Annotated in this window: 28 protein-coding genes; 14 read left to right on the top strand and 14 right to left on the bottom strand. The window is 64.8% G+C overall.

The window, feature by feature from the left end:
- Positions 1-151: 151 nt before the first annotated feature.
- Positions 152-1,984, top strand: coding sequence for a bifunctional diguanylate cyclase/phosphodiesterase (locus tag A6A05_RS04440; protein WP_082910693.1), 1,833 nt, complete (start codon positions 152-154; stop codon positions 1,982-1,984).
- Here A6A05_RS04440 and A6A05_RS04435 read toward each other — a convergent pair.
- A complete protein-coding gene (locus tag A6A05_RS04435) occupies positions 1,981-4,185 on the bottom strand; it encodes a hybrid sensor histidine kinase/response regulator (protein ID WP_172822186.1) in 2,205 nt (734 codons plus the stop codon). The genes A6A05_RS04440 and A6A05_RS04435 overlap by 4 nt on opposite strands.
- A 73-nt stretch (positions 4,186-4,258) precedes the next feature.
- On the opposite strand from A6A05_RS04435, the gene A6A05_RS04430 reads away from it, so the two are divergent.
- Positions 4,259-4,585, top strand: coding sequence for a c-type cytochrome (locus A6A05_RS04430; RefSeq protein ID WP_068497865.1), 327 nt, complete (start codon positions 4,259-4,261; stop codon positions 4,583-4,585).
- A 69-nt stretch (positions 4,586-4,654) separates the two neighbouring features.
- Complete coding sequence (locus tag A6A05_RS20660; RefSeq protein WP_156520892.1) at positions 4,655-4,831, top strand: hypothetical protein; 177 nt, start codon at positions 4,655-4,657, stop codon at positions 4,829-4,831.
- Here the strand turns inward: A6A05_RS20660 and A6A05_RS04425 are convergent.
- Both A6A05_RS04425 and A6A05_RS04420 read right to left on the bottom strand, forming a co-directional pair.
- Entirely contained in the window at positions 4,812-6,182 is a 1,371-nt protein-coding gene (locus A6A05_RS04425) for a sensor histidine kinase (protein ID WP_082910691.1), read from the bottom strand. The two genes, A6A05_RS20660 and A6A05_RS04425, sit on opposite strands and share 20 nt — an antisense overlap.
- Positions 6,169-6,846: a response regulator transcription factor gene (locus A6A05_RS04420; protein WP_068497864.1), complete on the bottom strand. Its 678-nt coding sequence runs from the start codon at positions 6,844-6,846 to the stop codon at positions 6,169-6,171. The genes A6A05_RS04425 and A6A05_RS04420 overlap by 14 nt, the downstream gene beginning before the upstream one ends.
- A gap of 132 nt (positions 6,847-6,978) precedes the next feature.
- On the opposite strand from A6A05_RS04420, the gene A6A05_RS04415 reads away from it, so the two are divergent.
- Positions 6,979-7,878 (top strand): sulfite exporter TauE/SafE family protein, encoded by a 900-nt coding sequence (locus tag A6A05_RS04415; protein ID WP_068497862.1) that lies wholly within the window; start codon positions 6,979-6,981, stop codon positions 7,876-7,878.
- Between the two features lie 52 nt (positions 7,879-7,930).
- Here the strand turns inward: A6A05_RS04415 and A6A05_RS04410 are convergent, their stop codons facing one another.
- The 4 genes from A6A05_RS04410 to A6A05_RS04395 form a co-directional block, all read right to left on the bottom strand.
- On the bottom strand, positions 7,931-8,536 hold the full coding sequence (locus A6A05_RS04410) for a NapC/NirT family cytochrome c (RefSeq protein WP_068497860.1): 606 nt from the start codon (positions 8,534-8,536) through the stop codon (positions 7,931-7,933).
- Between the two features lie 5 nt (positions 8,537-8,541).
- Positions 8,542-9,222, bottom strand: a complete 681-nt coding sequence (locus A6A05_RS04405) for a c-type cytochrome (protein ID WP_068497858.1) — start codon at positions 9,220-9,222, stop codon at positions 8,542-8,544.
- Positions 9,223-9,476: 254 nt separating this feature from the next.
- Positions 9,477-10,751 (bottom strand): NAD(P)/FAD-dependent oxidoreductase, encoded by a 1,275-nt coding sequence (locus A6A05_RS04400; RefSeq protein WP_068497856.1) that lies wholly within the window; start codon positions 10,749-10,751, stop codon positions 9,477-9,479.
- A 15-nt stretch (positions 10,752-10,766) separates the two neighbouring features.
- Entirely contained in the window at positions 10,767-11,075 is a 309-nt protein-coding gene (locus tag A6A05_RS04395) for a c-type cytochrome (RefSeq protein WP_068497854.1), read from the bottom strand.
- Between the two features lie 227 nt (positions 11,076-11,302).
- On the opposite strand from A6A05_RS04395, the gene A6A05_RS21220 reads away from it, so the two are divergent.
- Complete coding sequence (locus tag A6A05_RS21220) at positions 11,303-12,910, top strand: sensor histidine kinase (RefSeq protein ID WP_172822185.1); 1,608 nt, start codon at positions 11,303-11,305, stop codon at positions 12,908-12,910.
- Positions 12,911-12,928: 18 nt separating this feature from the next.
- Here the strand turns inward: A6A05_RS21220 and A6A05_RS04385 are convergent, their stop codons facing one another.
- Positions 12,929-13,303, bottom strand: a complete 375-nt coding sequence (locus A6A05_RS04385) for a rhodanese-like domain-containing protein (protein ID WP_082910690.1) — start codon at positions 13,301-13,303, stop codon at positions 12,929-12,931.
- Positions 13,304-13,481: 178 nt separating this feature from the next.
- Between A6A05_RS04385 and coxB the strand changes: the two genes are divergently transcribed.
- The 4 genes from coxB to A6A05_RS04365 are packed head-to-tail and all read left to right on the top strand — an operon-like array spanning position 13,482 to position 17,203.
- Complete coding sequence (gene coxB / locus A6A05_RS04380) at positions 13,482-14,294, top strand: cytochrome c oxidase subunit II (protein WP_068497850.1); 813 nt, start codon at positions 13,482-13,484, stop codon at positions 14,292-14,294.
- Positions 14,291-15,862 (top strand): cytochrome c oxidase subunit I, encoded by a 1,572-nt coding sequence (ctaD, locus tag A6A05_RS04375; protein WP_068497848.1) that lies wholly within the window; start codon positions 14,291-14,293, stop codon positions 15,860-15,862. The genes coxB and ctaD overlap by 4 nt, the downstream gene beginning before the upstream one ends.
- A gap of 4 nt (positions 15,863-15,866) precedes the next feature.
- The gene (locus tag A6A05_RS04370) at positions 15,867-16,406 is read left to right on the top strand and encodes a cytochrome c oxidase assembly protein (protein WP_068497847.1); all 540 of its coding nucleotides are present in this window, start codon (positions 15,867-15,869) and stop codon (positions 16,404-16,406) included.
- Entirely contained in the window at positions 16,403-17,203 is an 801-nt protein-coding gene (locus A6A05_RS04365) for a cytochrome c oxidase subunit 3 (RefSeq protein ID WP_068497845.1), read from the top strand. The genes A6A05_RS04370 and A6A05_RS04365 overlap by 4 nt, the downstream gene beginning before the upstream one ends.
- On the opposite strand, the gene A6A05_RS04360 is transcribed toward A6A05_RS04365, so the two are convergent.
- Together A6A05_RS04360 and A6A05_RS04355 are read right to left on the bottom strand one after the other, a co-directional pair.
- Positions 17,200-17,616 (bottom strand): hypothetical protein, encoded by a 417-nt coding sequence (locus tag A6A05_RS04360; protein WP_156520891.1) that lies wholly within the window; start codon positions 17,614-17,616, stop codon positions 17,200-17,202. The two genes, A6A05_RS04365 and A6A05_RS04360, sit on opposite strands and share 4 nt — an antisense overlap.
- Complete coding sequence (locus A6A05_RS04355) at positions 17,597-17,842, bottom strand: hypothetical protein (protein ID WP_068497841.1); 246 nt, start codon at positions 17,840-17,842, stop codon at positions 17,597-17,599. The genes A6A05_RS04360 and A6A05_RS04355 overlap by 20 nt, the downstream gene beginning before the upstream one ends.
- A 283-nt stretch (positions 17,843-18,125) precedes the next feature.
- Here A6A05_RS04355 and A6A05_RS04350 point away from each other — a divergent pair, with 283 nt between their 5' ends.
- Positions 18,126-18,389: a hypothetical protein gene (locus A6A05_RS04350; RefSeq protein ID WP_068497838.1), complete on the top strand. Its 264-nt coding sequence runs from the start codon at positions 18,126-18,128 to the stop codon at positions 18,387-18,389.
- Positions 18,390-18,448: 59 nt separating this feature from the next.
- Positions 18,449-19,675 carry a S41 family peptidase gene (locus A6A05_RS04345; RefSeq protein ID WP_068497836.1) on the top strand — a complete coding sequence of 409 codons (1,227 nt, stop codon included), beginning with the start codon at positions 18,449-18,451 and terminating at the stop codon, positions 19,673-19,675.
- Positions 19,676-19,697: 22 nt separating this feature from the next.
- Here A6A05_RS04345 and A6A05_RS04340 read toward each other — a convergent pair whose 3' ends face one another.
- From A6A05_RS04340 to A6A05_RS04325, 4 genes are read right to left on the bottom strand one after another with little or no spacing between them, the layout of a single operon-like run.
- Positions 19,698-20,477 carry an SDR family oxidoreductase gene (locus A6A05_RS04340; RefSeq protein ID WP_068497834.1) on the bottom strand — a complete coding sequence of 260 codons (780 nt, stop codon included), beginning with the start codon at positions 20,475-20,477 and terminating at the stop codon, positions 19,698-19,700.
- Positions 20,477-21,163, bottom strand: a complete 687-nt coding sequence (locus A6A05_RS04335) for an HdaA/DnaA family protein (RefSeq protein ID WP_068497832.1) — start codon at positions 21,161-21,163, stop codon at positions 20,477-20,479. The genes A6A05_RS04340 and A6A05_RS04335 overlap by 1 nt, the downstream gene beginning before the upstream one ends.
- The gene (locus tag A6A05_RS04330; RefSeq protein ID WP_068497831.1) at positions 21,160-22,224 is read right to left on the bottom strand and encodes an AI-2E family transporter; all 1,065 of its coding nucleotides are present in this window, start codon (positions 22,222-22,224) and stop codon (positions 21,160-21,162) included. The genes A6A05_RS04335 and A6A05_RS04330 overlap by 4 nt, the downstream gene beginning before the upstream one ends.
- Positions 22,221-23,297, bottom strand: a complete 1,077-nt coding sequence (locus A6A05_RS04325; protein ID WP_068497829.1) for a DUF2066 domain-containing protein — start codon at positions 23,295-23,297, stop codon at positions 22,221-22,223. The genes A6A05_RS04330 and A6A05_RS04325 overlap by 4 nt, the downstream gene beginning before the upstream one ends.
- Before the next feature lie 120 nt (positions 23,298-23,417).
- On the opposite strand from A6A05_RS04325, the gene purM reads away from it, so the two are divergent.
- The 3 genes from purM (at position 23,418) to A6A05_RS04310 (ending at position 25,777) form a co-directional block, all read left to right on the top strand.
- Positions 23,418-24,467 (top strand): phosphoribosylformylglycinamidine cyclo-ligase, encoded by a 1,050-nt coding sequence (purM, locus tag A6A05_RS04320; protein WP_068497827.1) that lies wholly within the window; start codon positions 23,418-23,420, stop codon positions 24,465-24,467.
- Complete coding sequence (gene purN, locus A6A05_RS04315; protein WP_068497825.1) at positions 24,467-25,111, top strand: phosphoribosylglycinamide formyltransferase; 645 nt, start codon at positions 24,467-24,469, stop codon at positions 25,109-25,111. Before purM ends, purN begins: the two co-directional genes overlap by 1 nt.
- A 195-nt stretch (positions 25,112-25,306) precedes the next feature.
- Complete coding sequence (locus A6A05_RS04310; RefSeq protein WP_068497822.1) at positions 25,307-25,777, top strand: bacteriohemerythrin; 471 nt, start codon at positions 25,307-25,309, stop codon at positions 25,775-25,777.
- The last annotated feature ends 563 nt before the right edge of the window (positions 25,778-26,340 follow it).

Below are 26,340 nucleotides of genomic sequence, written 5' to 3'. Positions count from 1 at the left end.
TGATGATGCCCGCATCGGCCGCGTCGGTAAAACCATTTAACAAATATGGAATTGCCCCGTGAAGTTTATGTTGCGTCACGGTATCGACGTTGACTCTCGGGGGGTGGGACAACCAGACTCCGGCCCGCGTCGATCACAAGCGAGCCGCGTCATGTCCCTTTCCGCCACCGTTCTCAGTGACGTCCCCAGACCGACCCTGCCGCCGCGTGGCACCCCCTTCCCCACCAAGGCCCGACCCGATGATCCGTGGGATGGCGTGCTGGATCGCCTGGACATCGCGCTGCAGCCGATCGTCAACATCCATACCGGCGCCTGCTACGGCTACGAGGCCCTGCTGCGCAACCACGAGGAAGCCGGTTTCGCCAGCATCGACGACGTGTTCGACACCGGCCACGCGCTGGGCCTGCTGTCCGACATCGAAATGTGCGTGCGCGAGAAGGCGGCGGCCAAGTTCCGCCAGATGCCGCATTGGCGCCAGACCAAGCTGTTCATCAACATCGACAACCGCTCGCTGGCCGCCGACGACGATCTTCCGGTCCGGACCCGGGCCATGCTGGACCGCCACGGCATCGAGGAAAGCCAGGTGGTGTTCGAAGTGTCCGAACGTCACCCGATCGGCGTGCCCGCCACCGCCCGCATCGCGCTTGGCCACTACAAGAAGGCCAACTTCCGCCTGGCCATCGACGATTTCGGCACCGGCTTCTCGGGCCTGCAATTGCTGTATTTCTCCGCCCCCGACGTGTTGAAGATCGACCGCTTCTTCATCTCGGACATCGCGTCCGATTCGAAGAAGAAGCTGTTCCTGGGGCAGATCGTCAACATCGCCCACCTGTTGGGCGTGGTGGTGCTGGCCGAAGGGGTCGAGACCGAGCGGGAATATTTCGTCTGCAAGGATATCGGCTGCGACCTGATCCAGGGCTGGCTGGTGCAAAAGCCGACGCGCCGGGCCCAGGACCTGCTGCCCCATTACGGCGAGGTCGAGCGGTTGGGCCGGGCCGAGCGCCGGGCGCCGGTCAGCGACCAGAAGCTGATCGCCGACCAGATCACCCAGGTCGAGCCGATCATGCAAGATTGCCCGATGGAGCAGGTGTTCGAACGGTTCCGTTCCGACAAGACGGTGACCTTCTTTCCGGTCATCGACGCGGCCGGCGAGCCGGTCGGCATCGTGCGCGAGGCAGAACTCAAGGACTATACCTATTCCCAGTACGGCAAGGCGCTGATCGCCAACAAGACCATCGGCCGGCGTCTCAAGGATTTCGTGGTGCGCTGCCCGATCGCCGACATCAACACCAAGGCCGAGCAGATCCTGCAGGTCTATTCGGCGGTCGAGAATTCCGAAGGCATCCTGATCGTCGACACCATGAAATATGTCGGCTTCCTGTCGGCCCATTCGCTGCTGCGCGTCATCAACGAGAAGAACCTGGCCGCCGCGCGCGACCAGAACCCGTTGACGCGGCTGCCGGGCAACAACCTGATCCACGAATATCTGTCGGAAGCGCTGGCCGCCACCGACACCCCGTTCGTGCTGGCCTATTTCGACTTCGACAATTTCAAGCCGTTCAACGACAAGTACGGCTTCCGCCTGGGCGACCGCGCCATCACCTTGTTCGCCGAGTTGCTGACCAAGGCGATGCCGCGCGATTGCGGCTTTCCCGGCCATGTCGGCGGCGACGACTTCTTCGCTGCCTTTCGCGGCCTGCCCCCCGACGAGGCCGTCGCGGTCACCGCCCGCCTGATCGCGGCCTTCGCCCGCGACGTCGAAAGCTTCTATGACGACGCCACCCGCAAACAGGGCCATATCGACGGCACCGACCGCCAGGGCAATAGCCTGCGCTTTCCGCTGATGACGGTGTCGGCGGCGGTGATCCACCTTCCCGCCGGCCGCGCGGCCTGTTCGGTCGATGATGTCGGCCAACAGATCGCCGTCTTGAAGAAGCAAGCCAAGCAAAGCGCCTCTCGCCAGGCCATCGGCACCTTGGGCTAATCGCCCTCGGCGGTCGGGCGGACCACCCGGGACGGCGGGAACCACAAGGACACCGTGGTGCCCCGGCCCTTGACGCTGTCGATATCCATGATTCCGCCATGCAGGACGATCAGGCTTTCGGTCACCGGCAGCCCCAACCCGGTCCCGGCATGGACGCGGGCCAGATGGGAATCGACCCGGCCGAAGCGGGTGCGAGCCCGCTCGATTTCATCGGCGGTCATGCCGATGCCGGTATCGGCCACCCTTAGGGTCAAGCCGTCGCCGGCCTCGGCTGCCGAGACCGTGACCCGTCCGCCCGGGGGCGTGAACTTGACCGAGTTGGACATCAGGTTCAGCAGCATCTGTTTGACCCGGCGTTCATCGACCAACAGCGCCGGCAGATCGTCGTGCAGGTCGAAGACCAGTTCCACGCCGGCCTCGACGGCGCGGGCCCGGATCTGCGGCCGGGTGGCGGCGACCAGCTCGGCGACCGTGAACAATCCATCCTTCAGTTCGACCTTGCCGGCCTCGACCGCCGACAGGTCCAGAATGTCGTTGATCAAATCGGTCAGGTAGCGGCCGGACCGGTGGATGTCGCGCACATATTCGGCATGCTTGGGATTGTCGATCGGGCCGAACGTCCCGCTCAGGATGGCGTCGGAGTAACCGACGATCGAGTTCAACGGCGTCCGCAATTCGTGGCTCATATTGGCCAGGAACTCGCTCTTGGCACGACTGGCGCGCTCGGCTTCGTCCTTTGCCTTGCGCAGCTCCTCCTGGGTCAGCAGATCCTGCTCGATGCGCTCGACCAATTGATGGGTGCGCGTGCTCACCTGCTGTTCCAGTTCCTGGTTCAGCCGGCGCACCTGGGCCTCGGCATCGCGCAGTTCGTGCAATTGCGTCACCTGGGTCTCGGCCGCGCGGCCCAGGGTGGTGGCCATGGTGTTGAAGGCGCGCGCCAGTTCGCCCAACTCGTCATGACGGGAATCCTCGATGCGCACCGCCAGGTCGCCGGCGGAAATTCGCTGCGACGCCTCGCGAATACGACGGATCGGCTGGGTGATGCTGCCGGCCAGCCTGACCCCGATCATCAGCGTCAGCATCAGCATGGCGGCGATCACCGCCAAGGTGGTGGTGTTGCCTTCGGTGACGCGGCCCAGATAGGCGTCCTCGGGGGCGACGGTGGCCACCAGCCAGGACAGGCCGGGAATGGCCGAAAACGGGGTGACCTCGACGAAGTGGCGCTGGCCGGCGATTTCGGTCGACAATTGCGTCGAACCGACGACAGCCCCAAGCGACCCGACTTCCCTCTCGATGGCGCGCACCGCCTGCGAGATTTCCGGGGTGCGCATGTCGGCGCCCATCAAACGGCGCGGCGCCAATCCCTGGCCCAAGGCCACCAGCGGCCGTTCGTCGGCCGACGACGCCACCATCAGGCCGCCGGATTCGAGGACGAAGGTCAAGCCCGGGCGAGCCCCTTGCAGATCGCGCAGGAAGGACGCGATATGCGAGATAAAAATGTCGGTGGCGACAACGCCCGCCACCTGTTGCCGCTGGTCATGGACCGCCAGGCTGGGCGCCAACGCCATGTCGTCGCCGGTGAACAGCACGAAGATGTCGCCCCAGGCGATGTCGGCGGCCTTGGCTCCGCCCTGGTACCATGGCCGCAAGCGGGCGTCGAAATTGGCGATCCGCATCGACCGCGAACCCGGATTGCCGTCGTCATCGACCCAGACCTTGGCCCATGGGCCGGCGGCGAAATTCTCGGTGCCGGTAAGATAGAGCTTGCCGCCAGGACCGTCACGGCCGGCCCCGACCAGTCCGCCGGCCTGGTTGCCGAAATAGATGGTGGTGACCGCGTCGTTGATCAGCACCTGCCCCCAGAAATGACGCTGGAGCAAGCCGGAATCGGTCATCGAGATCAGCCCGGCTTCCAGCAATCGCACATTGGCGCGCAGCATGCCCGGCGCCTGGGACAGGAACCAGCGCAGCCGCTCGACCACACGAAGCGACAACTCGGCCCGCAATTCGTGTCCCATATGGTTGACGGCCGAGCGGGCATTCAGGAACGACAAGGCAGCCGTCCCGATCCCGGTCCCAAGGATCAGGACCAGGGCCGGAATCAGCACCGTCGAACGAATGGAGCGAAACGCCATGGTCAACCCTTTCCCCAAAGCCGAGTTGGACATGCCCCCGTCGGGGGCGTCAAGTGGCAAGTTCATGATGTCGCCACCTTGGTTGCGCCAGCCCCTGCCCCATCGTACATTCGAGATGAACACCCCGACCGGGAGGGCCATGCCGATGCGTTTCTCCTTGCCTTTAGTCGCGAGCTTGATGGTGGCGGCGCCTGCCATAGCTGCGCCTCCCGATCCGGCGATGATGGAACTGGCCGACAAAAGCCGCTGTTTCCAATGCCACGACCTTACGACCAAAATCAGCGGCCCGGCCTGGATCGAGGTCGCCAAGCGCTATCGCGGTCGCCCCGACATGGTCGAGCCGCTGGTCAAGAAGGTGAAGGACGGCGGCTTCGGCGCATGGGGGACCGAGGTGATGTCGCCCAACAAGCGGGTCAAGGAAGACGATATCCGAACCCTGGTGAAATGGATTTTGACCCTGGAATAAGGGCGGCCTTTCCCACGGCGGCCAGTGGCGTTACCATGGCCCAACGCGAGTCTTATCCGGAGGTTCTTTATGAAAGCCCTGATGGCCATGGCCGGTCTGCTGTTGCTGGCCGCCTGCACCGGCGCCTACGATCCTTCGCTGGACAAGTTCCCGACCGCTCGCTACGAGGCGCCGACCACCAAGGCCGACCAGGTCGCCCGCGGCCCCTACGACACCTCGCCCTATTTCACCGGGGCGCGGAACTGACCGGACAATCGATAAAGACCACCAGGCCCGGCTGATTATCGGCCAGGGTCAGGCGGGCATTGTGGAACTCGGCCACCGCCGCCACCAGCGACAATCCCAAGCCCGAGCCCGGCGTGCTGCGCGCCGGGTCCAGCCGGACGAACGGCTGCAACACCGCCTCGCGCTGGTCGGCGGCGATGCCGGGGCCGTCATCCTTGACGGACAGGCGGACCCAGTCGCCGAGCCGCTCGACCCCCAGATGCAAACGCCCCCCCGGCGGGCTGTACTTGATCGCGTTGTCGACCAGGTTGCTGAGCGCCTGCGACAACAGGTGGCGGTCGCCCCGGATCCATTGCCCGGCCAAGACTTCCACCGCTAGGGTCAGATCGTTTTCCTCGGCCAGGGGCTGGTAAAGGTCGGCCAGGCACTCGACCAGTTCGCTGACATCGACCGGGTCGACGCGCGCCCCCGAAGCCCCCCCCTCAAGCCGGGCGATGGCCAGCATGGCGTTGAAGGTGTTGATGATCTCGTCCGCCTCGGCGATGGCGGCGGCCAGCGCCTGCTGGTAATCGTCGGGCGAGCGCTGGGTCATCAGCGCCAGTTCCAGCCGGCCGCGCAGCCGGTTCAAGGGCGCACGCAGATCGTGGGCGATGTTATGGGTGACGCTGTGGACCGTGGCCAGCAGCCCCTCGATCCGATCCAGCATGATGTTGATGTTGGCCGCCAGCGAATCGAATTCGTCGCCGCGGCCCGACACCGGCACACGCTGCGCCAGATTGCCGGCCAGGATGGTCGAGGCGGTGCGGTTGACCACGTCCAGCCGGCCCAGCACCCTTTTGGCGATCACCAGACCGGCCGCCGTGCCGATCAAGGCCATCAAGCCGGCCATGACCGCCAGCGCCTCGATTTCCAGGTTCATGATCCGCTGGCGTTCCGGGATCGGCGTCCCCACCAACAAGAAGCCGCCGCCGGCCACCGGAATCGTCGAGACCCGGGCAACCAGGATTCCGTCCTGATCCACCGCGATGGTGACGTTGCCGGCCTGATGCTCCAGTCCGCGCGGCCAGGTCGGCAGGTTGCCGGCCACAACCGTCCCGCTTGGGTCCTCCAGCAAATAAAGCCGCAGGCTGGGCGAGGTGCGCGCCGCACGGTCGGCCACCGCGGCCCGCAGGGCGTTGAATCCGCCCCGCTCTTGGGCGGACAGCACCGCCTGGGCGCTGGTCGCCGCGACCCGGTCGAAACGCTGATCGGCGACGGTTTCCAACAGGAAAGACAGCACCATGATCAGGGCCAGCCCCAGCACCGCGAACACCCCCGCCGCCAGCGCGACCATGCGGAAGGTGGTGGTGCGAAACGAGCTAAGCCAGGACACCGGCGCGATACCCGATGCCGCGAATGGTGTGGATCAAGGGCGGCTGGAAGTCGCGGTCGATCTTTTGGCGCAAACGGCTGACCTGGACGTCGATCACCTTGGTCTCGGGGGCGAAGCGGTATTGCCACACCCCTTCCAGCAGCATCGAGCGGGTCACCACCTGGCCGGCGCGACGGACCAGGAATTCCAGCAAGCGGAATTCGCGCGGCTGCAACGCGATCTCGTGACCCTGGCGGGTGACGGTGCGGGTGATCAGGTTGATTTCCAGATCGGCCAGCCGCAACACCGCCTCGGGCGGGGTGGGGTCGCGGCGGCGCGCCACCGCATCCAGCCGGGCCAGCAACTCGCGGAAGGCAAACGGCTTGGCCAGATAATCGTCGGCCCCGCCCTGCAAGCCCTCGACCCGTTGATCGACCTCGCCCAGGGCGCTCAACATCAGGACCGGGACGGTATCGCCACGGGCGCGAAGGTCGGTCAGCACCGTCAAGCCGTCGCCGTCCGGCAGCATGCGGTCAAGGACGATGGCGTCGAAGGCCACCGCTTCGGCCAGTTCCAGACCGGCACGGCCGGTGGCGGCGACATCGACTCCGTGCCCGGCCTCGCCCAGGCCCTGGACCAGCATCTGGGCGGCGGCCCCGTCATCTTCGATCAGCAGAATGCGCATGGCTTATGCTGCTCCAAATTCCCGGCGGCGGCGAGTTTCCATTTGTTAACTCACGCTCGCCCCGCCTGCGGGAGTATATGAGATGTCCCTGTTATAAATCCACGCGCCTGGCGCGATTATGGGGGACGCCCTGTGAACATCTATCTGCCCATCGCCGCAATCCCCGTCGATCTACTGACCTTGCTGGCCCTGGGCGGCGGGGTCGGGTTCCTGTCGGGCTTGTTCGGCGTCGGCGGCGGCTTCCTGCTGACACCGTTCCTGATGTTCCTGGGGGTGCCGGCCCCGGTCGCCGTCGCCACCGGTGCCAATCAGGTGGTCGGTGCCAGCGTGTCGGGACTGATCGTCCATTGGCGGCGGCGCACCGTCGATCTGCGCATGGGATTGATGCTGCTGGCCGGCGGGTTTGCCGGCTCCAGCGGCGGGATCTGGCTGTTCGCCTGGCTGAAGTCGCTGGGCCAGATCGATCTGGTGATCGCGCTTTCCTATGTGCTGTTCCTGGGCTTCATCGGCACCACCATGGCCGCCGAATCCGTGCAGGCGCTGCTGCGCAAGCCCGGCAGCCAAGCCTTGCGCAAGCGCCATCGCCACATCGGCACCAGTCTGCCGTTCAAGATGCGCTTCAGTCGTTCGGGCCTTTACATCAGCGCGCTGCTGCCCATCGCCGTCGGCGCCTTCGGCGGCCTGTTGGCGGCGATCATGGGGGTGGGCGGCGGTTTCGTGATGGTGCCGCTGATGATCTATGTGCTGGAGATGCCGACGGCGGTGGTGATCGGCACCTCGCTGTTCCAGATCATCTTCGTCACCGCCAACGTCACCTTCCTGCAGGCGGTCGGCACCCATACCGTCGATGCGGTGCTGATGCTGACTTTGCTGGTCGGCGGCGTGGTCGGCGCCCAGATCGGCGCCAAGTTCGGCGACCGGTTGCGGGCCGAGACATTGCGGCTGCTGCTGGCGCTGATCGTGCTGGGCGTCTGTTTCAAGCTGGGGCTGGACCTGGCGTCGACGCCGTCCGACCTGTTCGCCATGGACTGACGGCCGCCCGTCGCCGGGCGGCCGCCTTGTTGTCCAGTGAGTGCCAAGACCCCTACAGATCGTCCTTGGACGAGGGCAGCTTGTGGGCCACGCCCTTGTGACAGGCGATGCAGGTCTTGCCTTCCAAGGCCGCCTCGGGGTGCTTGCGGCGCGCCGTGGTGGTTTGCTTGGTGGTGCTCATGGAATCGTAGGAATGGCAGTTGCGGCACTCGCGTGAGTCGCTTTCGGCCATGTACTTCCACACCCGTTCGGCCAGGATGGGGCGCATGGCTTCCATCTTTTCCGGGGTGTCCAGCGTACCCTTCAGTTCGGCGATGATGTCGTTGACGGCGAACATCTTGCGCACCAGCTTCGGCCCCAGGGCCTTGGGCACGTGGCAATCGGCGCACTGGGCATGGGCGCCGCTACGGTTCAGGTAATGGACGCTTTCCTTGTACTCGTTGTAGTTCTGCACCATGCCGTGGCACGAGGTACAGAACTCTGTCCGATTGGTCCATTCGATGGCGGTGACGAAGCCGGCCATGCCGAACAGGCCCAGCGCTACGCCGATCCACACCAGGATCGCCTTACGCCAGAACGTATTGTGGCTGGGGCGCCGGTGGTGCCGCGCATGTGCGGCACCTCCGGATTGCGGGTCGTGCGAGCCCTGAGCGGTCATCGGGCTTACTTCGGCAGCGACTGAGAATAGGCGACGATGTCGGCGGTGACCTGATGATCAAACGCCCGCAGCATCGGCATCGCCTCGGCCGGCTGGCCGTTCAGCGCCTTGTGGACGACGGCTGCCGGATATTCCGACGCCTGGCCCAGCGCCATGCCGGTCGATACCTTCTTGCCGTCGGCGCCATGGCAGACACCGCACAGCGAATTGTAATAGACCTCGCCCTTGGCGACGTTGCCCTTGGGCTTGCCGGCGGCATCGACGAACTTCGCCACGTCGGTCTGACCCTTCGAGACGAACATCGCCAGTTCATTGGCGGCGACGTCGGGCAGCAGGTCCGGGGTGTAGGCATGGGTCTTGTCGCGCAAGACGGCGACGATCTGGGCTTCCGGCTTGCCCTTGGCGCCGCCGATGCCCTTGATGCCCATGGCCTTGTCGCCCTGGTAGTCCCATCCGTGGCAGGCGTTGCAGCGCCAGGAATTCTTCGGCGACTTGCCCGAGGCCGGATAAGACGGATGCGTGCTGTCGGGCCGCGTCGTCTTCAGTTCTTTATACCAATTGTCGTAAAGACGGCCACCGCGGGCGACGGCGGTTTCCGTCTCGGCGGCGGACGCCGGGACAGCGGCCCCACCGGCCGCAAGCGCCACCAGCACGGCAGCGACGAAGCTCAAGCGACGCGAGATCATGTGGATGTTCCCCTAAGACCGTTTCAAGTCGGAAGCCCTGGAGCAGGTTAACCCTGCCTTCGGTTCGCATTTTTCTAATATGCCAAAAATCTATCGGACACTGCAAGTAGGGAATCCCCCCGATGCAGCGCGATATTTGAGCCTGCGAAATGGAATAAGGTCAAAGTCAACATTGGATTGCGAATTGTCAAACAACAGCGCCCACCTTCCCTTGCGGGAAGGTGGGGCCGTGATTGAACGGGACCGGGCCGGACTTAGGCCCAGCTATCCTGGCAGACGCTCTGATACCAGCCGACGGCGAAGTCGGCTTCCTTCTTGCGGAACTGGTAGTTCGCGCCCATCGGGCTGACGCCACCGGCACCCTTGATATTGGCGATCTTGCCGTCCTGGATCGAGAACACGCCCGCGACCGAGATGCCGTAATCGGCAGCCAGCAGCGAGTAGCAGGTGTTGATGGCCGAGAACTCGCCGGGCTTTTCGCCCTTCAGCAGGGCGACCACGGCGGCGGCGGTGATCTTGGCCTGCGACGAGGCGGAATAGCCGGACTTCGGCATTTCGCCAGCGATGCTGGAATCGCCGATGACGTGGACATCCTTGACCAGAGTCGATTCGAAGGTCAGCGGGTTGACCGGGCAGAAGCCCGACTTGTCGGCCAGGCCGGCATCGATGGCGATCTTGCCGGCGGTCTGCGGCGGGATGATGTTGGCGACGGCCGGCTTGAACTTCTCGAAGTCGGTCTCGACCACACCAGCCTTGGCATCGACCTTGGTGACCTTGCCGTTCTTGGCGGCAGGCACCCACTCGATGATATCGTCGTACAGCTTTTCCCAGCCTTCCTTGAACAGCTTGTCCTTGGCGAAGGCGTCCTTGGAATCCAGGATCAGCAGCTTCGACTTCGGCTTGTGCTTCTTCAGGTAGGCGGCGATCAGGCTGGCGCGCTCGTACGGGCCGGGCGGGCAGCGGAACGGATTGCCCGGCGCCGAGATGACCACCAGGCCGCCGGCCGGCATGGCCTCCAGTTGCTTCTTCAGCAGCACTGTCTGCGGACCGGCCTTCCAGGCGTGCGGCATGATGTGGCTGGCCGCCTCGTCATAGCCGGGGATGGCGTTCCACTTGAAGTCGATGCCCGGCGACACGATCAGACGGTCGTAGGCGAAGGTCTGGCCGCTCTTGGTCTTGACCACCTTGGCGGCGCCATCGATGGCGACCACCAAGTCGGTGTACACCTTGACGCCATGCTTGTTGACCAGCACATCGAACTTGCGCTCGATATAGGCCATGTCGTTCATGCCGCCCAGAATGGTGTTCGAGAACGGGCAGGTGAAGTGGGTCTTGTCGGCGTCGATCAGGGTGACGTCGAGGCTGGGATCATAGCGCTTGAGGTACTTGGCCGCGGTGGCACCGCCGAAGCCGCCGCCGATGACCACCACCTTGGCACCACCCGAGCAGGCCGACAGACCGCCGGCCATGGTCAGGGCACCGGCGGCGCCCATCAGGCCGTTGAAAGTCCTACGCGAAATATTGAACATGATGGCGTCCCCCGATCACTTCTTGCGGCTGGCGAAGTAGGCGGCGATGGCGTCGAGCTGCTCGACGCTATAGCCCTTGGCGATGCGGTCCATGACCGTCGCCTCGCGGGCGCCCGACTTGTAGTCGCGCAGGAACTTCTTCAGTTCGTCGGCGTTCTTGCCGGAAAAAGCCGGCATGCCGCCGATGGAATGGCCGTCGGTGCCGTGGCAACCCGAGCAGGCATCCGCCATCACGGCGACAGGATCGGCGGCCTTGGCGGCAGCCGGCAGGATCGCCAGCCCGAAAGCAAGGCAAAGTGCGAGCGTAGTGGGGATACCCCTCATGGTCACTTCCTCCTCCCTGGAGATTTTTTACGGTTATATTAGGTTAAACTAACAGCGGGAAAAGGCTCTGACAAGCGGGTTGGCCTGACCAGAATCAAGGAAACGCCACCTTTTTTAAGCCGCAGTGCAAAAACCATTGAAAAAAAAGGGGGAATTCATCGCCGATTGCGCCCCCACCCATTTGGCGTAGACTGTTTCGACCTGAGCTTCATATCCGGGACCGCATCTTGCCTTTTCGGCTTTCTCGCGGGGCGGCAGCCGCCCTTTTGTTCGCCGCCTACATCGCCACCGCCATCGGCGGCATGACCTTGGCCAGCCTGCCGCCGGGCAACCTGACGGTGTTCTGGTTACCGGCCGGAATTGGTGTCGCCGTCTTGTTGGTGCTGGGCCGGCGGGGCACGGTCGTCGTCGCCGCCGCCAGCTTCACCGCCAACGGCCTGATGATGGGCGACCAGGGACAGGTCTTGCTGGCCACCGCGCTGTCGGCCGCAGTCGATTCCTTGCAATCCTGGCTGGGCTGGAGCCTGCTGCGCCGCCACTGGGACAATCTGGTCGGCGCCCCGGTCCACGACCCCCGCCGCCTGCGCGGACTGGCGTCGATTTGCCTGATCCCGCCGCTGGCGACCGTGTGGCTGCTGCCGCTGATCCACGACCTGGCCAGAACCGCCGGTCCGCTGACCCTGCACGCCTTCCTGGAGCGCACCTTGATGCTGCTGCTGGCCGACACCAGCGGCCTGTTCCTGGTGGTGCCGGTGGTCGTGGGGTTCTCGGCCGGCTGGCCTGCCATGCGCCTGCCGGCGGCCTTGGCCTTGCTGGCGGTCGCCCAGGTGGCGGTTTCGGCGATCGACCCGCTGTTGGCGCCGCTGGCCTTGCTGGGATTGGCGTTGATGGCCTTCATCTTCCAGTTCCCCGGCGCCGCCGCCGGCAATCTGGTGTGCGCAACGGTGATGGTGGTGCAGGCGGCGTTCGACCTGGGGCCGCTACGGGGGCAAGGCACCGCCCAGGCCATCGTCGTCTTGAACCTGACCATCGTCGGCGTGGGCATCGCCGTCTTGTACATGGGGTTGCTGCAAGACGAGCAGCACCGCATGCGGGCGACGCTTCGTGACGAGGTCGAACGGCGCACCCGTCAGTTGGAAGAACGAAGTCGGGCGCTGGCCGCCTCGAACGGGGAGCTCGAGCAATTCGCCTATATCATTTCCCACGACTTGCGTCAGCCGCTCAGGATGATCGCCAGCTACGTCAAGCTGCTGGACACCCGCCTGAAAGAGCGGTTGGCGGCGGACGAGCAAGACTTCTTCGAATATGTGCGCTCGGGGGCGTCACGCATGGATCAGATGCTGGTGTCGCTGTTGGAATATTCCCGCGTCGGCCGCTCGGGCGAGCCGATGGTCGAGACCGACTGCCGCGCCCAGCTCGACGAAGCCCTGCAATATCTGGAGCCCGCTATCCAGGATGCCCAGGCCGAGATTCGGATAGAAGGCGTCTGGCCCATCCTGACCGCCAGCCCCAACGAGATGGTTCGCCTGTTCCAGAACCTGATCGGCAACGCCGTGAAATATCGTGTCGCCGACCGTGCTCCGCTGATCACGGTGTCGGCCAGGCCGACCGATGGCGGCTGGCGTTTCGCCGTCTCGGATAACGGCATCGGCATCGATGCCGACCAGTTCGACCGTCTGTTCAAGGTGTTTCAGCGGTTGCACCCGGCCAAATACGCAGACGGCGCCGGTGTCGGCCTGGCGGTGTGCCGCAAGATCGTCGAACGCCATGGCGGCCGCATCGAGGTGGACAGCCAGCCCGGACAGGGCAGCACCTTCGCCTTCACCCTGCCGTGACCGCTGCACCCGGCCGGATCAGGCGCCCGGGCGCGTCGGGCCGCCGGCCATGCGCCAACCCATGATGCCGCCTTCCATGCGGTTGATCTCGCCGGTATAGCCGGCCTGGACCAACTTGGCGGCGGCCATGCCGCAGCGCTGGCCCGAACGGCAATGCAGGACCAGCTTCTTGCCCTCGGGCACCTTCGGCAGCTTGGCGGCGTCGAACGACGACAACGGCAGGTTGATCGACCCGGCGATGGTCTCGGCCGCCACCTCGTTTGGCTCGCGCACATCGACCAGCACCGCGACACCGGAATCGAGCCATTGGCGCACCTGAACCGGCGACACCATATGGACGTTCTCGGGCTGGGCCGGGGCGGAAAACATCTGACCGAACAGGCGATTGAGCATGGTTTGAGCCACTCCAGGGATGGGCCTTCGCCCCAATAATTAGATGTTTCTTATATAGCACATGCAGCAAATTCTTCAAGCCCCTCGCCCGGGATTCTTTTCACCCTAGGTATTGGCAGGCTTGACCCGCGTCCCCACTCCTATGGTTGTCCCATGGACGACAGGCGGAGACGCACCCATGACCCGGGCCTTCCTATACGCCTTTGCCTTGTTCCTGGCCTCGGCCACGGCACAAGCCAGCGAACCGGTCCCCTGGGCCTTCGGCTTCCAGGCCGCCGCCTCGCCGACCATGGCCAGGATCGCCGAACTGGCGACGCTGTTGAACGTGGTGATCATCGCCATCGTCGCCCTGGTCACCGCCCTGCTGGGCTGGTGCATGTGGCGGTATCACGAGAAGCGCAACCCCGTCCCGGCGACGTGGACCCACAACACCAAGCTGGAAATCGCCTGGACCGCCATTCCGACCCTGATCTTGTTCCTGATCGCCTTCCCGTCGCTCAAGCTGCTTTACTTCATGGACCGCACCCAGACCGCCGAGATGACCCTGAAGGTCACCGGCCACCAATGGTACTGGAGCTACGATTATCCCGACCACAATCTGAAGTTCGACGCCCTGATGACCCAGGATTCGGACCTGCAGCCCGGGCAGTTGCGGCTGTTGACCACCGACAATCCGGTGGTGCTGCCGGTGGGGGTGGCCATCCGGGTACAGCTGACCGCCGACGATGTCATCCATTCGTGGGCGGTGCCGGCCCTGGGGCTGAAGACCGACACCGTCCCCGGCCGCCTGAACGAGACCTGGGTGCGCATCGACCGACCCGGCACCTATTACGGCCAATGTTCCGAACTGTGCGGCGTCAACCACGGCTTCATGCCGATCATGATCCATGCGGTGCCGAAGGAGCAATTCACCGCCTGGCTGGACGAGGCCCGCACCCGGTTCGCCGCCAGACCCTCGCAAGTGGCCCTTTCAGGGGAGAGTGCCCGATGAGCGCCTATCCACATGGCCTGACCCGCTGGCTTTATTCGACCAACCACAAGGACATCGGGAGCATGTACCTGGTGTTCTCGGTGATCACCGGCCTGATCGGCGGCGCGATGAGCGTCTTCATGCGCATGGAATTGCAGGACCCCGGCATCCAGTACCTGGACGGCGATTTCCACCTTTACAACGTCATCTTGACCGCCCACGGCGTCATCATGGTGTTCTTCGTGGTGATGCCGGCGCTGATCGGCGGCTTCGGCAACTGGTTCGTGCCGTTGATGATCGGCGCCCCCGACATGGCCTTCCCGCGCATGAACAATATCAGCTTCTGGCTGCTGCCGCCGGCCTTCGCCCTGTTGATGCTGTCGGCGCTGACCGGGGCCGGGGTCGGCACCGGCTGGACCCTTTACCCGCCGCTGTCGGTCACCGGCCACACCGACATCTCGGTCGATTTCGCCATCCTGGCCCTGCATGTCGCCGGCGTGTCGTCGATCCTGGGCGCCATCAACTTCATCACCACCATCGTCAACATGCGCGCCCCGGGCATGGGCTTTCACCGCATGCCGCTGTTCGCCTGGGCCATGCTGGTCACCGCCATCTTGCTGCTGCTGGCGGTGCCGGTGCTGGCCGGCGCCCTGACCATGGTCCTGACCGACCGCAATTTCGGCACCGGCTTCTTCAACCCGGCCAAGGGCGGCGACCCGATCTTGTACCAGCATCTGTTCTGGTTCTTCGGCCACCCCGAAGTCTACATCATGATCCTGCCGGCCTTCGGCATCATCAGCCACATCATCGCCACCTTCTCGAAGAAGCCGGTGTTCGGCTATCTGGCCATGGCCTATGCCATGGTCTCGATCGGCGGAATCGGCTTCGTGGTGTGGGCGCATCACATGTTCGCGGTGGGCCTGGGCGTCGATACAAGGGCCTATTTCACCGCCGCCACCATGGTCATCGCCATCCCCACCGGCATCAAGGTGTTTTCCTGGATCGCCACCATGTGGGGCGGTTCCATCGAGCTCAAGGTGCCGATGCTGTGGGCGATCGGCTTCGTCTTCCTGTTCACCATCGGGGGCGTGACCGGGGTGGTGCTGGCCAATTCCGGCATCGACATCGCCCTGCACGACACCTATTACGTCGTCGCCCATTTCCACTATGTGCTCAGCCTGGGCGCGGTGTTCGCCATGTTCGCCGGCTTCTATTACTGGATCGGCAAGATGAGCGGGCGCCAATACCCGGAGGGGCTGGGAAGGCTGCATTTCTGGCTGACCTTCATCGGCGTCAACCTGACCTTCTTCCCGCAGCATTTCCTGGGACTGGCCGGCATGCCGCGCCGCATCCCCGATTATCCCGACGCCTTCCACGGCTGGAATCTGGTCAGCTCGATCGGCGCCTATCTCGCCTTCGCCGCCGCGCTTTTGTTCGTCTTCATCTGCTGGCGCACCTTTGCCAGCGGCGCCAAGGTCGCCGCCAATCCGTGGGGGGTGGGCGCCACCACCTTGGAATGGACGGTCAGCTCGCCGCCGCCCTTGCATTCCTTCGAGAAACTGCCCCGCTTCGACCGGGCGGCGGAGTAGCCCCATGGACCAGCGCCGCCATCGCCCCATCGTCCTGGCCACGCTGGCCGGTGTGGCGGCGATGATCGGGCTGGTGGCCGCCAGCGTGCCGCTTTACGGCCTTTATTGCCGGCTGACCGGGGCCGGCGGCACGCCGCGTGTCGCGACTGAAGTCCCGCCCGAAATGTCGGCCCGGATGGTGACGGTGCGCTTCGATGCGTCGCTGGCCAAGGGGCTGGCCAAGGGGCTCGATTGGGAATTCGTGCCAAGCCAGCGGCAGATGCGTGTGCATCTGGGCGAGCCGAGTCTGGCCTTCTATCGCGCCACCAACCGCTCGCGCCAGACCTTGGTGGGGACGGCGGTGTTCAACGTGACGCCCGACAAGGCCGGCCAGTCCTTCAACAAGACCGAATGTTTCTGCTTCACCGAGCAGCGGCTGGAACCCGGCCAAAGCGCCGAACTGCCGGTCAGCTTCTTCGTCGATGCTGACCTGGCCGAGGACATCGACACGGTGACCTTGTCCTATACCTTCTACCTTGTTCCCGAAAGGCAGGGCCGGTCATGAGCGCATCCCCCTCGCACCACGATCACCCCTATCATCTGGTCAATCCCAGTCCGTGGCCGTTCGCAGGCTCGGTGGCGGCCTTTATCCTGGCCTATGGCGCGGTTCAGTATTTCCAGGACCACGCCCACCGCCTGTGGCTGCTGGTCGGCCTGGGCCTGGTGCTTCTGACCATGCTGGGTTGGTGGCGCGACGTGGTGCGCGAGGCCAATTCCGGCCACGACCATACGGCGGAAGTCCAGCACGGCCTGCGGGTCGGCATGGCGCTGTTCATCGCCAGCGAGGTGATGTTCTTCGCCGCCTTCTTCTGGGCCTTCTTCAACGCCGCCCTGGGGGTCAACCAGCTGGTTCCCGAATGGCCGCCGGCCGGGATCGAGCCCTTGCACACCTGGACCCTGCCCTTCATCAACACCCTGATCCTGCTGAGTTCCGGGGCGACGGTGAACTGGGCCCATCACGGCCTGCGCGAAGGCAACCGCACCGCCCTGAAAGGCGGGCTGGCGCTCAGCGTCGTGCTGGGGGCCTTGTTCCTGTCGCTGCAGGTCTATGAATACGGCCAGGCCACCTTCGGCTTCCAGGACGGCGTCTATCCGTCGGTGTTCTACATGGCCACCGGCTTCCACGGCTTCCACGTCTTCGTCGGCGTGTGTTTCCTGGCCGTGTGCCTGGCCCGCGCCGTCAAGGGCGACTTCACGCCCAAGCAGCATGTCGGCTTCGAGGCCGCCGCCTGGTACTGGCACTTCGTCGATGTGGTGTGGCTGTTCCTGTTCGTCTGGGTCTATTGGTGGGGCAACAGCTAAAGCCTATGCGCCCCCTCGAACCGGCCCGGGGTCAAATGCAGGTCGCGTTCGGTCACCGGGCAGGCGGCCACGCCGGGGATGGTGCGCCCGCCCATCGGCTGGGCCACGGAATTGACCATGCAGGCCTGGCCGCACACTTCCTTGCAGATTTCGATCTGGTTGTCGTAGCGCTCGAAGGCGCCGTCGGCGACATAGCCCTTCATCGCCGCCACCTCGGCCGCCGAATAGCGCCCGCCCAGCGCCTGGACATAGTCCGCCACGGCGCGGTCCGGGGTAATGTCCGAACAATTGCATTGGGCGACCAGGCCGATGAACCGGCCCATGCGGCCGTGCCACGCCGGCTGGTCGGGCGCGGGCAAGGCGCAGCCGGCCAGTATCAGCAGCAGGGCCAGGCTAATAAGGGCATTTCTCAAGGCCGCAATGTCCCTGTTTGGCCGACCGCCATGTCGAGCAGGCCGGGCACTTGACCAGATCCTGAACGCTTTCGCCGTCCGGATCAGGACGAAACACCGGCCGCGGCCCGGCGGCCGGCGGATCCTGGTCGCGCCTCGCCTTTTGCTCCAGCCGGCGCTGGGCGAACTTGAAACCGAACCAGATGATGGCGACGACCGCAACGGTCAGCAGGATTTTCCCGAACATCGGCGATAGTGTGACGCGGGTTGACGGCCACGGTCAAGGCCGCGATGGTCGGTAAGCACAGAAAGGAACATTCGTCCGTATTTCATCGATAAGGCCAAGAAGCACCTGCAGCATTTGGCAAACATTCTTAGGTGCGCCGCAATATGTAGTTCGAAATTCATCCTACCCTTCAACTTTTTGCATTCTTGGAAAGGCAGCATCTGTGTTAGTGTTTTCTTCACCATTCCGGGCCCGGGAACGAACCCGAGCCTCCCATTCGGAAACGATCAGGGGAGTGCAGCCCATGTTATCCCTGGTAGATTGCATCGCCTTCAGTGGCCTGACGCCGGAACAGCTCGACGCCGTCGCCTGTTTCAAGCACATCCCCACCATCGTCGCCGCCGAATGGGCGGAAGAGGTGCTGGACCATCCCGACGGCCCGGCCGAGGTCGAGGCGGTGCTGGAGGCCGAGGCCAAGCTGGCCTGCGACCATCACCTGGCCATCGCGGCGGACTGCGCCCATGGATTGTGCGAATTCCGCCTTGCCCATCCCGAATTGGGACATTGATCCCTAGATTTTGTCGGCGGGGGGTTTTCCTTCCCCGCCGCCTGCGTCACAATGCGGTCATGAACAGACTGTTCCTGGCCGCATTTTCCGTTCTGGTCCTGATTTCCGGCGCCTCGCTGGCGGACCGTGCCGATCGCGCCTTGCTGACCCAGGCCTTCACCCAGGCCGGGCTCGAGACGCCCAAGGCCAAGGCCAAAGCGGAATTGCTGGACGAGATGATCGCCAAGATCGTCGAGGTCTATGTCGAGCCCAAGGAATCGCACCAGATCAGCGAGGCCGCCGCCAAGGCGGTCCGCGAGCTGAAGCCGCCGCAAAGCCCTGACGACGCCTTCAAGGCGGCGACCGGGGCGATGAGCGAGGTGCTGGACCCGCACACCGCCTATCTGACCCCGGCCGACATGGACGACATGCGGACGTCGTTTTCCGGCCAGTTCGGCGGCGTCGGCATGGAACTGACCATGAAGGAGGACCAGGTGGTGGTGGTCGCCCCCATCGACGACACCCCCGCCGCCCGCGCCGGCATCAAGGTTGACGACCGCATCTTGAAGGTCGATGGCACGCCGACCGCCGGCCAATCCCTGATGCAGGTGGTGTCGAAGATCAGGGGCAAGGTCGGCACCCCGGTCACCCTGACCTTGTCGACCACCAACGGCGTCACCCGCGACGTGGTCCTGAAGCGCGAGATCATCCAGTTGCAGGCGGTCAAGGGCCGCCTGGACGGGTCCGACGTCGCCTATGTCCGCGTCACCCAGTTCGCCGGCGGCACCGCCGCCAACCTGCGCTCGACCCTGTTGGACCTGGAGAAGGCGGCCGGAGGCCGGCTCAAGGGGATCGTGCTGGATTTGCGCCGCAACCCGGGCGGCCTGCTGGACCAGGCCATCGCCGTGGCCGATCTGTTCCTGGGTGATGTCCCGATCGTCTCGACCACCGGGCGCCGCAGCCAGGACCGCCAGGTCTATAGCGGCCGCATCGGCGAGATCATGGCCGGCCTGCCCATCGTGGTGTTGATCGACGGCGGCAGCGCGTCGGCCTCGGAAATCGTCGCCGGTGCCCTGAAGGACCACCGCCGCGCCGTGCTGGTCGGCCAGAAAAGCTTCGGCAAGGGCAGCGTCCAGACCATCCTGGACCTGTCGGAAGGCGGCATGCGGGTGACGACGTCACGCTATCTGCGCCCCAGCACCCAACCGGTCGACAAGGTCGGCATCACCCCCGACATCGTCACCGAACCGGTCGAGGGATCGGACCCGCAGTTGGATCGCGCCTTGAAAGTCGTGCGCGGGAATTGATGCCCGTGGCGCACAACCGCCCCTAAAACACCCCCGGATAAGCGCCGCCATCCAACAAGATGTTCTGGCCGGTCATGTAGCCGGCCTGATCGGAACACAGGAAGGCGCAGAAGGCGCCGAATTCGGCTGGGTCGCCGAAGCGCCCCGACGGATTGGCCCCGGCGCGGCGCCGCGCCGCTTCTTCCACCGCGATCCCGTCCTTGGCCGCCTGGGCCGCCAGCACCTGGGCCAGCCGGTCGGTGTCGAACGGGCCGGGCAGCAGGTTGTTGATGGTGACGCCGTGACGGATGCTGGCGCGGGCCAATCCGGCGACGAAGCCGGTCAGGCCGGAACGCGCCCCGTTCGACAGTCCCAGCACGTCGATCGGCGCCTTGACCGCGCCCGAGGTGATGTTGACGATGCGGCCCCAGCGCCGAACCATCATGGAATCGATGGTCGCCTTGATCAGCTCGATCGGGGCCAGCATGTTGGCATCCAGCGCCCGGATCCAAGTGTCGCGGTCCCAATCATGGAAATCCCCGGGCGGCGGGCCGCCGGCATTGGTCACCAGGATGTGCGGGTCGGGCATCGCCGCCAGAATCCGGGCCCGGCCTTCCGGCGTCGTGACGTCGGCGGCGACGGTTTCCACCTTGGCGCCGGTCTGTTGGCGGATGTCGTCGGCGGCATGGGCCAGAATGTCGGGGCGGCGCGCGATGATCAACACCTCGCAGCCCTCGGCGGCCAAGGCCAGGGCGCAGGCCTTGCCCAGCCCACGACTGGCGGCGCAGACCAGGGCGCGCCGGCCCGAAAGTCCCAGATCCATCAGCGTTCCTCCGTGTCCAAGGCTTCCAGGACGGCGCGCGCCAACGGCACCGTCACGGCGCGTTGCGCCGCCAGCGAGGCGCGATCCAGCGCGTCCACCACCCGGCCGATGGCGGCGAAGCTGCGTTCCGACCGGCTTAGGGTATAGGTGATCAGGTCGGCCGTCACCTTCAGCTGACGGTCGGCGAACAGCTTGACCAGCACGGCAGCCAACAAGGATTCGTCGGGGGCGCCGATGCCGATGGCCAGCACCGACGACAGCCGGGAGCGCAGGTCGGGCAGGCGCACGCCCAGCCGGGCCGGCGCCTCGCGCCCGGCCAGCAGTAGGTGACGGCCGGTTTCCTTGGTCAGGTTCCACAGATGGAACAGCGCGTCCTCGCCGCCGTCGCCGTCATCCAGCCGATCGACCGCCACCACCCGCGCCTTCTCGACCAGATCGGGCACCATCGCCACCGTCAGCGCCGCCCGGTCGATGATGACAACGCCGTCCTGGGCGGCGGCGAAGGCGGCCAGCAGGTGGCTTTTGCCGCAGCCGGGCGGCCCGAACAGCGCCAAGGCATGGACCGGCCAGTCCGGCCAGCGTTCCAGCCAGGCCACCGCCTGCTCGTTGCTGGCGGCGGTCAGGAAATCCTCGCGCCCCAAAGCGGGCCGATGCGGCAGCGTCAACGGCAGTTGACCGCCAGTCACGGCACGCCGTCGCCGTGGTACAGCCGGCTGGCCAGATAGCGGCCCATGGCGAAGCGCACCAGCACGCCGATGACGGCGGCCAGCGGCACCGCCAGCAGCAGACCGACGAAGCCGAACAGGCTGCCGAAGGCCAGCAGCGCGAAGATGATCCACACCGGATGCAGCCCGACCTTGCTGCCCACCAGCTTGGGCGTCAGGACATTGCCTTCCAGCACCTGGCCGGCGGCGAACACCATGGCGACCAGGCCGGGCAATTCCCAGCCTTGGGTCTGGGCGAAGCCCAGGGCGATGCCGGCGACGAAGCCCGAGATCACCCCCAGATAGGGCACGAACGAGAACAATCCGGCGCCCAGGCCGATGACCAGCCCCAGATCCAGCCCGACCAGCGACAGGCCCAGCCCGTAGAAGGCGGCCATGACCAGACAGACGGTGGCCTGGCCGCGCACGAAGCCGGAAATGGTGCGATCGATCTCGCGCAATTGGACGCGGATGGTGTCGGCATGGTCGCGCGGCAGCCAGCTATCGATCTTGGCCTTGATGACATCCCAGTCATGGACCAGATAGAAGGCGACGATGGGGGTGATGAACAGCAAGGACAACAGGTTCAAGATCGCCAGGCCGCCGCTCAGCATGTCCTTGACCACGCCGATGCCCCAGGAGATCGCCGTGCCGGCATATTCGCCGGCCGAGCTGCGCAGCTTCTCGATATCGCCCTTGGACAGCTTGCGCTTGATCTCGAGGATCAAGGGCTGGACCCGCGCTTCCAGGGTGTCGATATAGCCGGGAACGCGGTGGACGAACTCGACCACCTGATGTTCCAGCAGCGGCAGCAGCACCACCAGGATGCCGAAGAAGAACAGGAAGAAACCGCCGGTGACGATGGCGGTGGCCAACGTGCGCGACAGCCCCAAGGCTTCCAGCCGGTCGGCCAGCGGATCCAGGAAATAGGCGATGACCATGCCGGCGACGAAGGGCAGCAGCATGCCCTTCAGCAGCCACAGCAGGGCCAGGAAGACGGCCAGCCCGATCAGCCAGAAACGCAGGCGCTGAGAATGGGTCATTTCACCCCCACCGGCCGGATGGTCCAGAAGCCGTCGACCATGTCCATCTTCAGGCCGGCGCTGTGCAGGGCGCCACGGATTTGCTCGGCCTCGCCGACGGTGTGAAGGGTCACCGCCGCCTCGACCTTGGACAGGGACACCAGTTCCCAGCGGCGGACCTGCGACACCTTGGCCAGGCGGTCGCGCACCGCCAGCCAGTCGGCCAGGCCCGACAGCGGCACCAGCGCCGACACCGTGCCGGCGCGGTCGAAATGCAAAAGATTGGGCTGCTTGTGCAGCTGGTCGATCCCCTTCGAGATGTCGCGGGCGGCGCGGCGCATCAAGCCGTCCAGGCTTTCGCCCTCGTTCAGGGAATAGGACAGGGTCTCGAACGGCTTGGGCGTGCCGGGCTCGGCCAGCAGGGCGACGTCCAGGCTTTTGCCGGTCGGCGACAGGGCGGCGGCCACCACCAGCACGTCGGGGCTTTTCCATCGGCTGCCGATGGCCCGCATGGCATCGGCCGAGCCGGCCAGCGCCTGTTCCGGGGTGATGGCGGCGACGTCGCCCACCTCGCCGGCCGGCACGGTCAGGGGCACCAGCCCGCCGCCGCCCAGGCCCATCCAGGCGGCGCGCCACGGATTGGGATCGTCCCACAGGACCGGCCGGGACCCGGCCGCCGGCTTGTAGACCGGCACGATCACCACGCCGCGGGCGCGGGCGTCGGCGAAGGGAATGCCGGCATTCTGCAGCAGCTTCTTCACCGCGGTGGCGTTGAAGCGCACCGTCAGGCTGGCGAGATAGCGGGTCGCCGAGGCGCGTTCCTGATCGACGGTGAAATCGCGAACATAATCAAGCCCGTCGGCCTTGGGCAGGCGGGCATGGTCGGACGGCTGGGTCAGGCGGTCCAGCAATTGGCGGAAGGCCTGGCGCTGGCCCTCGGTGACGGCCTGATCCTTGGCGGCCTGGACATTGGCGGCCGAGACATCGACCTCGACGCCGCGCACGGTGAAGGCGTCGGCCGCACCTTGCGCCAAGACCTGACCGGACAGGCCCAGCAGCAGCCCCAAGACACACAGCAGGCGGAGAGAAGGCATTGCAAACCGTTCGGGTTGGAGTATCTTCGGCGCCGAGATCGGCCCCCCTGAAATGGGCCACACCATATCACACGCAAAGCCACGAGGAAGACCATTCCCGCCCCCGACGAAAAGCAGGGTCTGACCTACCGCGATGCGGGCGTCGATATCGACGCCGGCGAAGCCCTGGTCGACGCCATCAAGCCCTTGGCCAAGTCCACCGTCCGTTCCGGCACCTCGGCCGGACTGGGTGGTTTCGGCGCGTTGTTCGACCCCAAGGCCGCCGGCTTCAAGGACCCGATCCTGGTCGCCACCACCGACGGCGTCGGCACCAAGCTGAAGGTGGCCATCGAATCGGGCCGCCACGACACCGTCGGCATCGATCTGGTCGCCATGTGCGTCAACGATCTGGTGGTCCAGGGCGCCGAGCCCCTGTTCTTCCTGGATTATTTCGCCACCGGCAAACTGGACGTGGCCCACGGCAAAGCCATCATCGCCGGCATCGCCGAGGGCTGCCGCCAGGCCGGCTGCTCGCTGATCGGCGGCGAAACCGCCGAGATGCCGGGCATGTACGCCAAGGGCGATTACGATCTGGCCGGCTTCTCGGTCGGCGCCGCCGAGCGCAGCCAGCTGCTGCCGCTGGAAAGCGTGGCCCCGGGCGACGTTTTGCTGGGTCTGGCCTCGTCGGGCGTGCATTCCAACGGCTATTCGCTGGTGCGCCGCGTGGTGGAACGCGCAGGCATCGCCTGGGACGCCCCCGCCCCGTTCGATCCAGCCCGCTCGCTGGGCGACGCCTTGCTGGCGCCGACCCGCATCTATGTCAAATCCTGCCTGGCCGCCATCCGTGCTGGCACCATCAAGGCGCTGGCCCACATCACCGGCGGCGGCCTGATCGAGAACGTGCCGCGCGTACTGCCGGACGGCGTGGTCGCTTCCATCGACGCCACGGCCTGGACGCTGCCGCCGGTCTTCAAGTGGCTGGCCCAACAGGGCGGTATCGTCCCGCACGAAATGGCCCGGACCTTCAATTGCGGCATCGGCATGGTTCTGGTGGCCCCGGCCGACAAGGCGGCCGAGGCGGTGCGCATCCTGACCGAGGCCGGCGAGACGGTGTTCACCATCGGCACCATGCGGGCCCGTCAGGGCGACGAGGCGCAAAGCCAGGTTTCCGGCACCGAGGCGTGGGGCTGATGAGCCGGGCCAAGGTCGGCGTGCTGGTATCGGGCCGGGGCTCGAACCTGCAGGCCCTGATCGATGCCTGCGCCGACCCTGCCTTCCCGGCCGAGATCGTGCTGGTGATCAGCAACGTGCCTAAGGTGTTCGCGCTGGAACGGGCTGAACGGGCCGGCATTGCCACCCGGACCATCCCGCACAAGGACTTCGCCAGCCGCGAGGCGTTCGATCAGGCGATGGATGCCGAGCTGCGACAAGCCGGCGTCGAGATCGTCTGCCTGGCCGGTTTCATGCGGCTGTTGTCGGCGCCCTTCACCCAAGGCTGGGCCGGCCGGATGATCAACATCCACCCTGCCCTGCTGCCCAGTTTCAAGGGGCTGCACACCCACCGCCGCGCCATCGAGGAAGGGGTGAAGCTGCACGGCTGCACCGTCCATCTGGTCACCCCCGACCTGGATGCCGGCCCGATCCTGGTCCAGGCCGCCGTGCCGGTCTTGCCGGACGATACCGAGGACAGCCTGGCCGCCCGTGTGCTGGAACAGGAACACCAATGCTATCCGCTGGCGCTGCGGCTGCTGGCCGAGGGCAAGGTGCGCGTGGACGGGAATTGCGCCCATGTGGACGCGACGGCAACGGGCGCGCTGATCAGCCCAGCGGGCTGAGGACACCGCAGCGTGTCGCCCCTGACCAAGCCAGGCCCATGCATGCCCGGAATCTGAATTAAGTGCAGTGTCACCGGAATCCAGTGTCACCGGAATCCCCAAACCGTGTTTACAATGCTTTGGTATATGGCGCACAAGGATTAGAAGCGCCTGAGTGTGCAAACCGCAGCGGACGCCGACTTTCTGTAGGTGATAATGATGCTGAAGTTAACAGAAGATCTAATGATTGGAAACGCGGCCATCGATTGCGACCATCAAGGGTTGATTGATATTATTAATAGATTCTTGGATGATGCAAAGATTTGCGAGTTCCTTGGAGACACTATATCTAACAATTACCACGAAATTATGCACAATACCCTAAAAGACCTTGTAAACTATACACGCGAGCATTTTGAGCGCGAAGAAAAGATTCAGCGTGAGTGCATGTATGAGTACCACGAGATGCACAAAAGGGAACATCGTGCGCTTGTGGTTCAGGTGGAGGAAATGGCCAGAGATTACTTCGTAAGGAAAACGAAAAAAATTGATCTAAAAGCCATGAGTGAACTAAATGAATTTATGAAATTTTGGCTCATAAACCACATCAAAAAATTTGACACTAATATGCGGCCATGGGTTGCCGATAATAATTCTGATGCACTGAATTCTACGATTGAGAAGTGAGAATGCCAAGTTCACACATGATTTTCCAGGTTCGCCAAATTATTTCTGGCAATGTAAACATCGGAGAGCGCGTCTGCTCCATACACACATATATCAAAGACGTTATTGGATGTAGCGGCATATCTCGCGTGTCACTGGCTGTTTATGACAAAGAAAGCGACTTGGTTAGCACCTTTGCCTTTTCTCGTTGCGGTGACAGTCCACTCAATTCCCCGCCCCCGCCGCCGGTCACATCTCGCTTCCCGCCAAAACCGGAGTGGCTATTCAGCGCGACGGCGGCTTTAGCAGACTGCATCAGAGGGCCGGCTTGGCGGCTTCGTACCCATTGTCGTCATGCGCGGGCTTGACCCGCGTAACCAAGTGGGGCCGCCCACCGCATTGGTTCAGATAGCATTTTTCGCGAAACCGCGTAGATGGCCGGGTCAAGCCCACTGCTGTCCGGTTTAATTTAGTGGACTGAGTGCACGGCGTTGATTCTACTCGTGTTCAGACGTTTGGCGCGTCTCCTGGACACGAATTGGAGCAACACCGTGCGGCATCAGAATAGCGTTTTTCATGACTTG

The sequence above is a fragment of the Magnetospirillum moscoviense genome, assembly GCF_001650635.1.
GTDB classification, from domain to species: Bacteria; Pseudomonadota; Alphaproteobacteria; order Rhodospirillales; family Magnetospirillaceae; genus Magnetospirillum; species Magnetospirillum moscoviense.
The sequence above is the reverse complement of the archived record's forward strand: the minus strand, read 5'-3'. Positions and strand labels throughout refer to the sequence as shown.

Coding starts and splice junctions, on each gene's coding strand:
- A6A05_RS04395 (WP_068497854.1), bottom strand. CDS start 11,075: ATGAGGGGTATCCCCACTACGCTCGCACTTTGCCTTGCTTTCGGGCTG.
- A6A05_RS04435 (WP_172822186.1), bottom strand. CDS start 4,185: ATGAACTTGCCACTTGACGCCCCCGACGGGGGCATGTCCAACTCGGCT.
- A6A05_RS04400 (WP_068497856.1), bottom strand. CDS start 10,751: ATGTTCAATATTTCGCGTAGGACTTTCAACGGCCTGATGGGCGCCGCC.
- A6A05_RS04340 (WP_068497834.1), bottom strand. CDS start 20,477: ATGGATCTGGGACTTTCGGGCCGGCGCGCCCTGGTCTGCGCCGCCAGT.
- A6A05_RS04405 (WP_068497858.1), bottom strand. CDS start 9,222: ATGATCTCGCGTCGCTTGAGCTTCGTCGCTGCCGTGCTGGTGGCGCTT.
- A6A05_RS04345 (WP_068497836.1), top strand. CDS start 18,449: ATGAACAGACTGTTCCTGGCCGCATTTTCCGTTCTGGTCCTGATTTCC.
- A6A05_RS04355 (WP_068497841.1), bottom strand. CDS start 17,842: ATGTTCGGGAAAATCCTGCTGACCGTTGCGGTCGTCGCCATCATCTGG.
- A6A05_RS20660 (WP_156520892.1), top strand. CDS start 4,655: ATGAAAGCCCTGATGGCCATGGCCGGTCTGCTGTTGCTGGCCGCCTGC.
- A6A05_RS04330 (WP_068497831.1), bottom strand. CDS start 22,224: ATGACCCATTCTCAGCGCCTGCGTTTCTGGCTGATCGGGCTGGCCGTC.
- A6A05_RS04410 (WP_068497860.1), bottom strand. CDS start 8,536: ATGACCGCTCAGGGCTCGCACGACCCGCAATCCGGAGGTGCCGCACAT.
- A6A05_RS04440 (WP_082910693.1), top strand. CDS start 152: ATGTCCCTTTCCGCCACCGTTCTCAGTGACGTCCCCAGACCGACCCTG.
- A6A05_RS04350 (WP_068497838.1), top strand. CDS start 18,126: ATGTTATCCCTGGTAGATTGCATCGCCTTCAGTGGCCTGACGCCGGAA.
- A6A05_RS04430 (WP_068497865.1), top strand. CDS start 4,259: ATGCCGATGCGTTTCTCCTTGCCTTTAGTCGCGAGCTTGATGGTGGCG.
- ctaD (WP_068497848.1), top strand. CDS start 14,291: ATGAGCGCCTATCCACATGGCCTGACCCGCTGGCTTTATTCGACCAAC.
- A6A05_RS04420 (WP_068497864.1), bottom strand. CDS start 6,846: ATGCGCATTCTGCTGATCGAAGATGACGGGGCCGCCGCCCAGATGCTG.
- A6A05_RS04385 (WP_082910690.1), bottom strand. CDS start 13,303: ATGCTCAATCGCCTGTTCGGTCAGATGTTTTCCGCCCCGGCCCAGCCC.
- A6A05_RS04365 (WP_068497845.1), top strand. CDS start 16,403: ATGAGCGCATCCCCCTCGCACCACGATCACCCCTATCATCTGGTCAAT.
- purN (WP_068497825.1), top strand. CDS start 24,467: ATGAGCCGGGCCAAGGTCGGCGTGCTGGTATCGGGCCGGGGCTCGAAC.
- A6A05_RS04310 (WP_068497822.1), top strand. CDS start 25,307: ATGATGCTGAAGTTAACAGAAGATCTAATGATTGGAAACGCGGCCATC.
- coxB (WP_068497850.1), top strand. CDS start 13,482: ATGACCCGGGCCTTCCTATACGCCTTTGCCTTGTTCCTGGCCTCGGCC.
- A6A05_RS04370 (WP_068497847.1), top strand. CDS start 15,867: ATGGACCAGCGCCGCCATCGCCCCATCGTCCTGGCCACGCTGGCCGGT.
- A6A05_RS04325 (WP_068497829.1), bottom strand. CDS start 23,297: ATGCCTTCTCTCCGCCTGCTGTGTGTCTTGGGGCTGCTGCTGGGCCTG.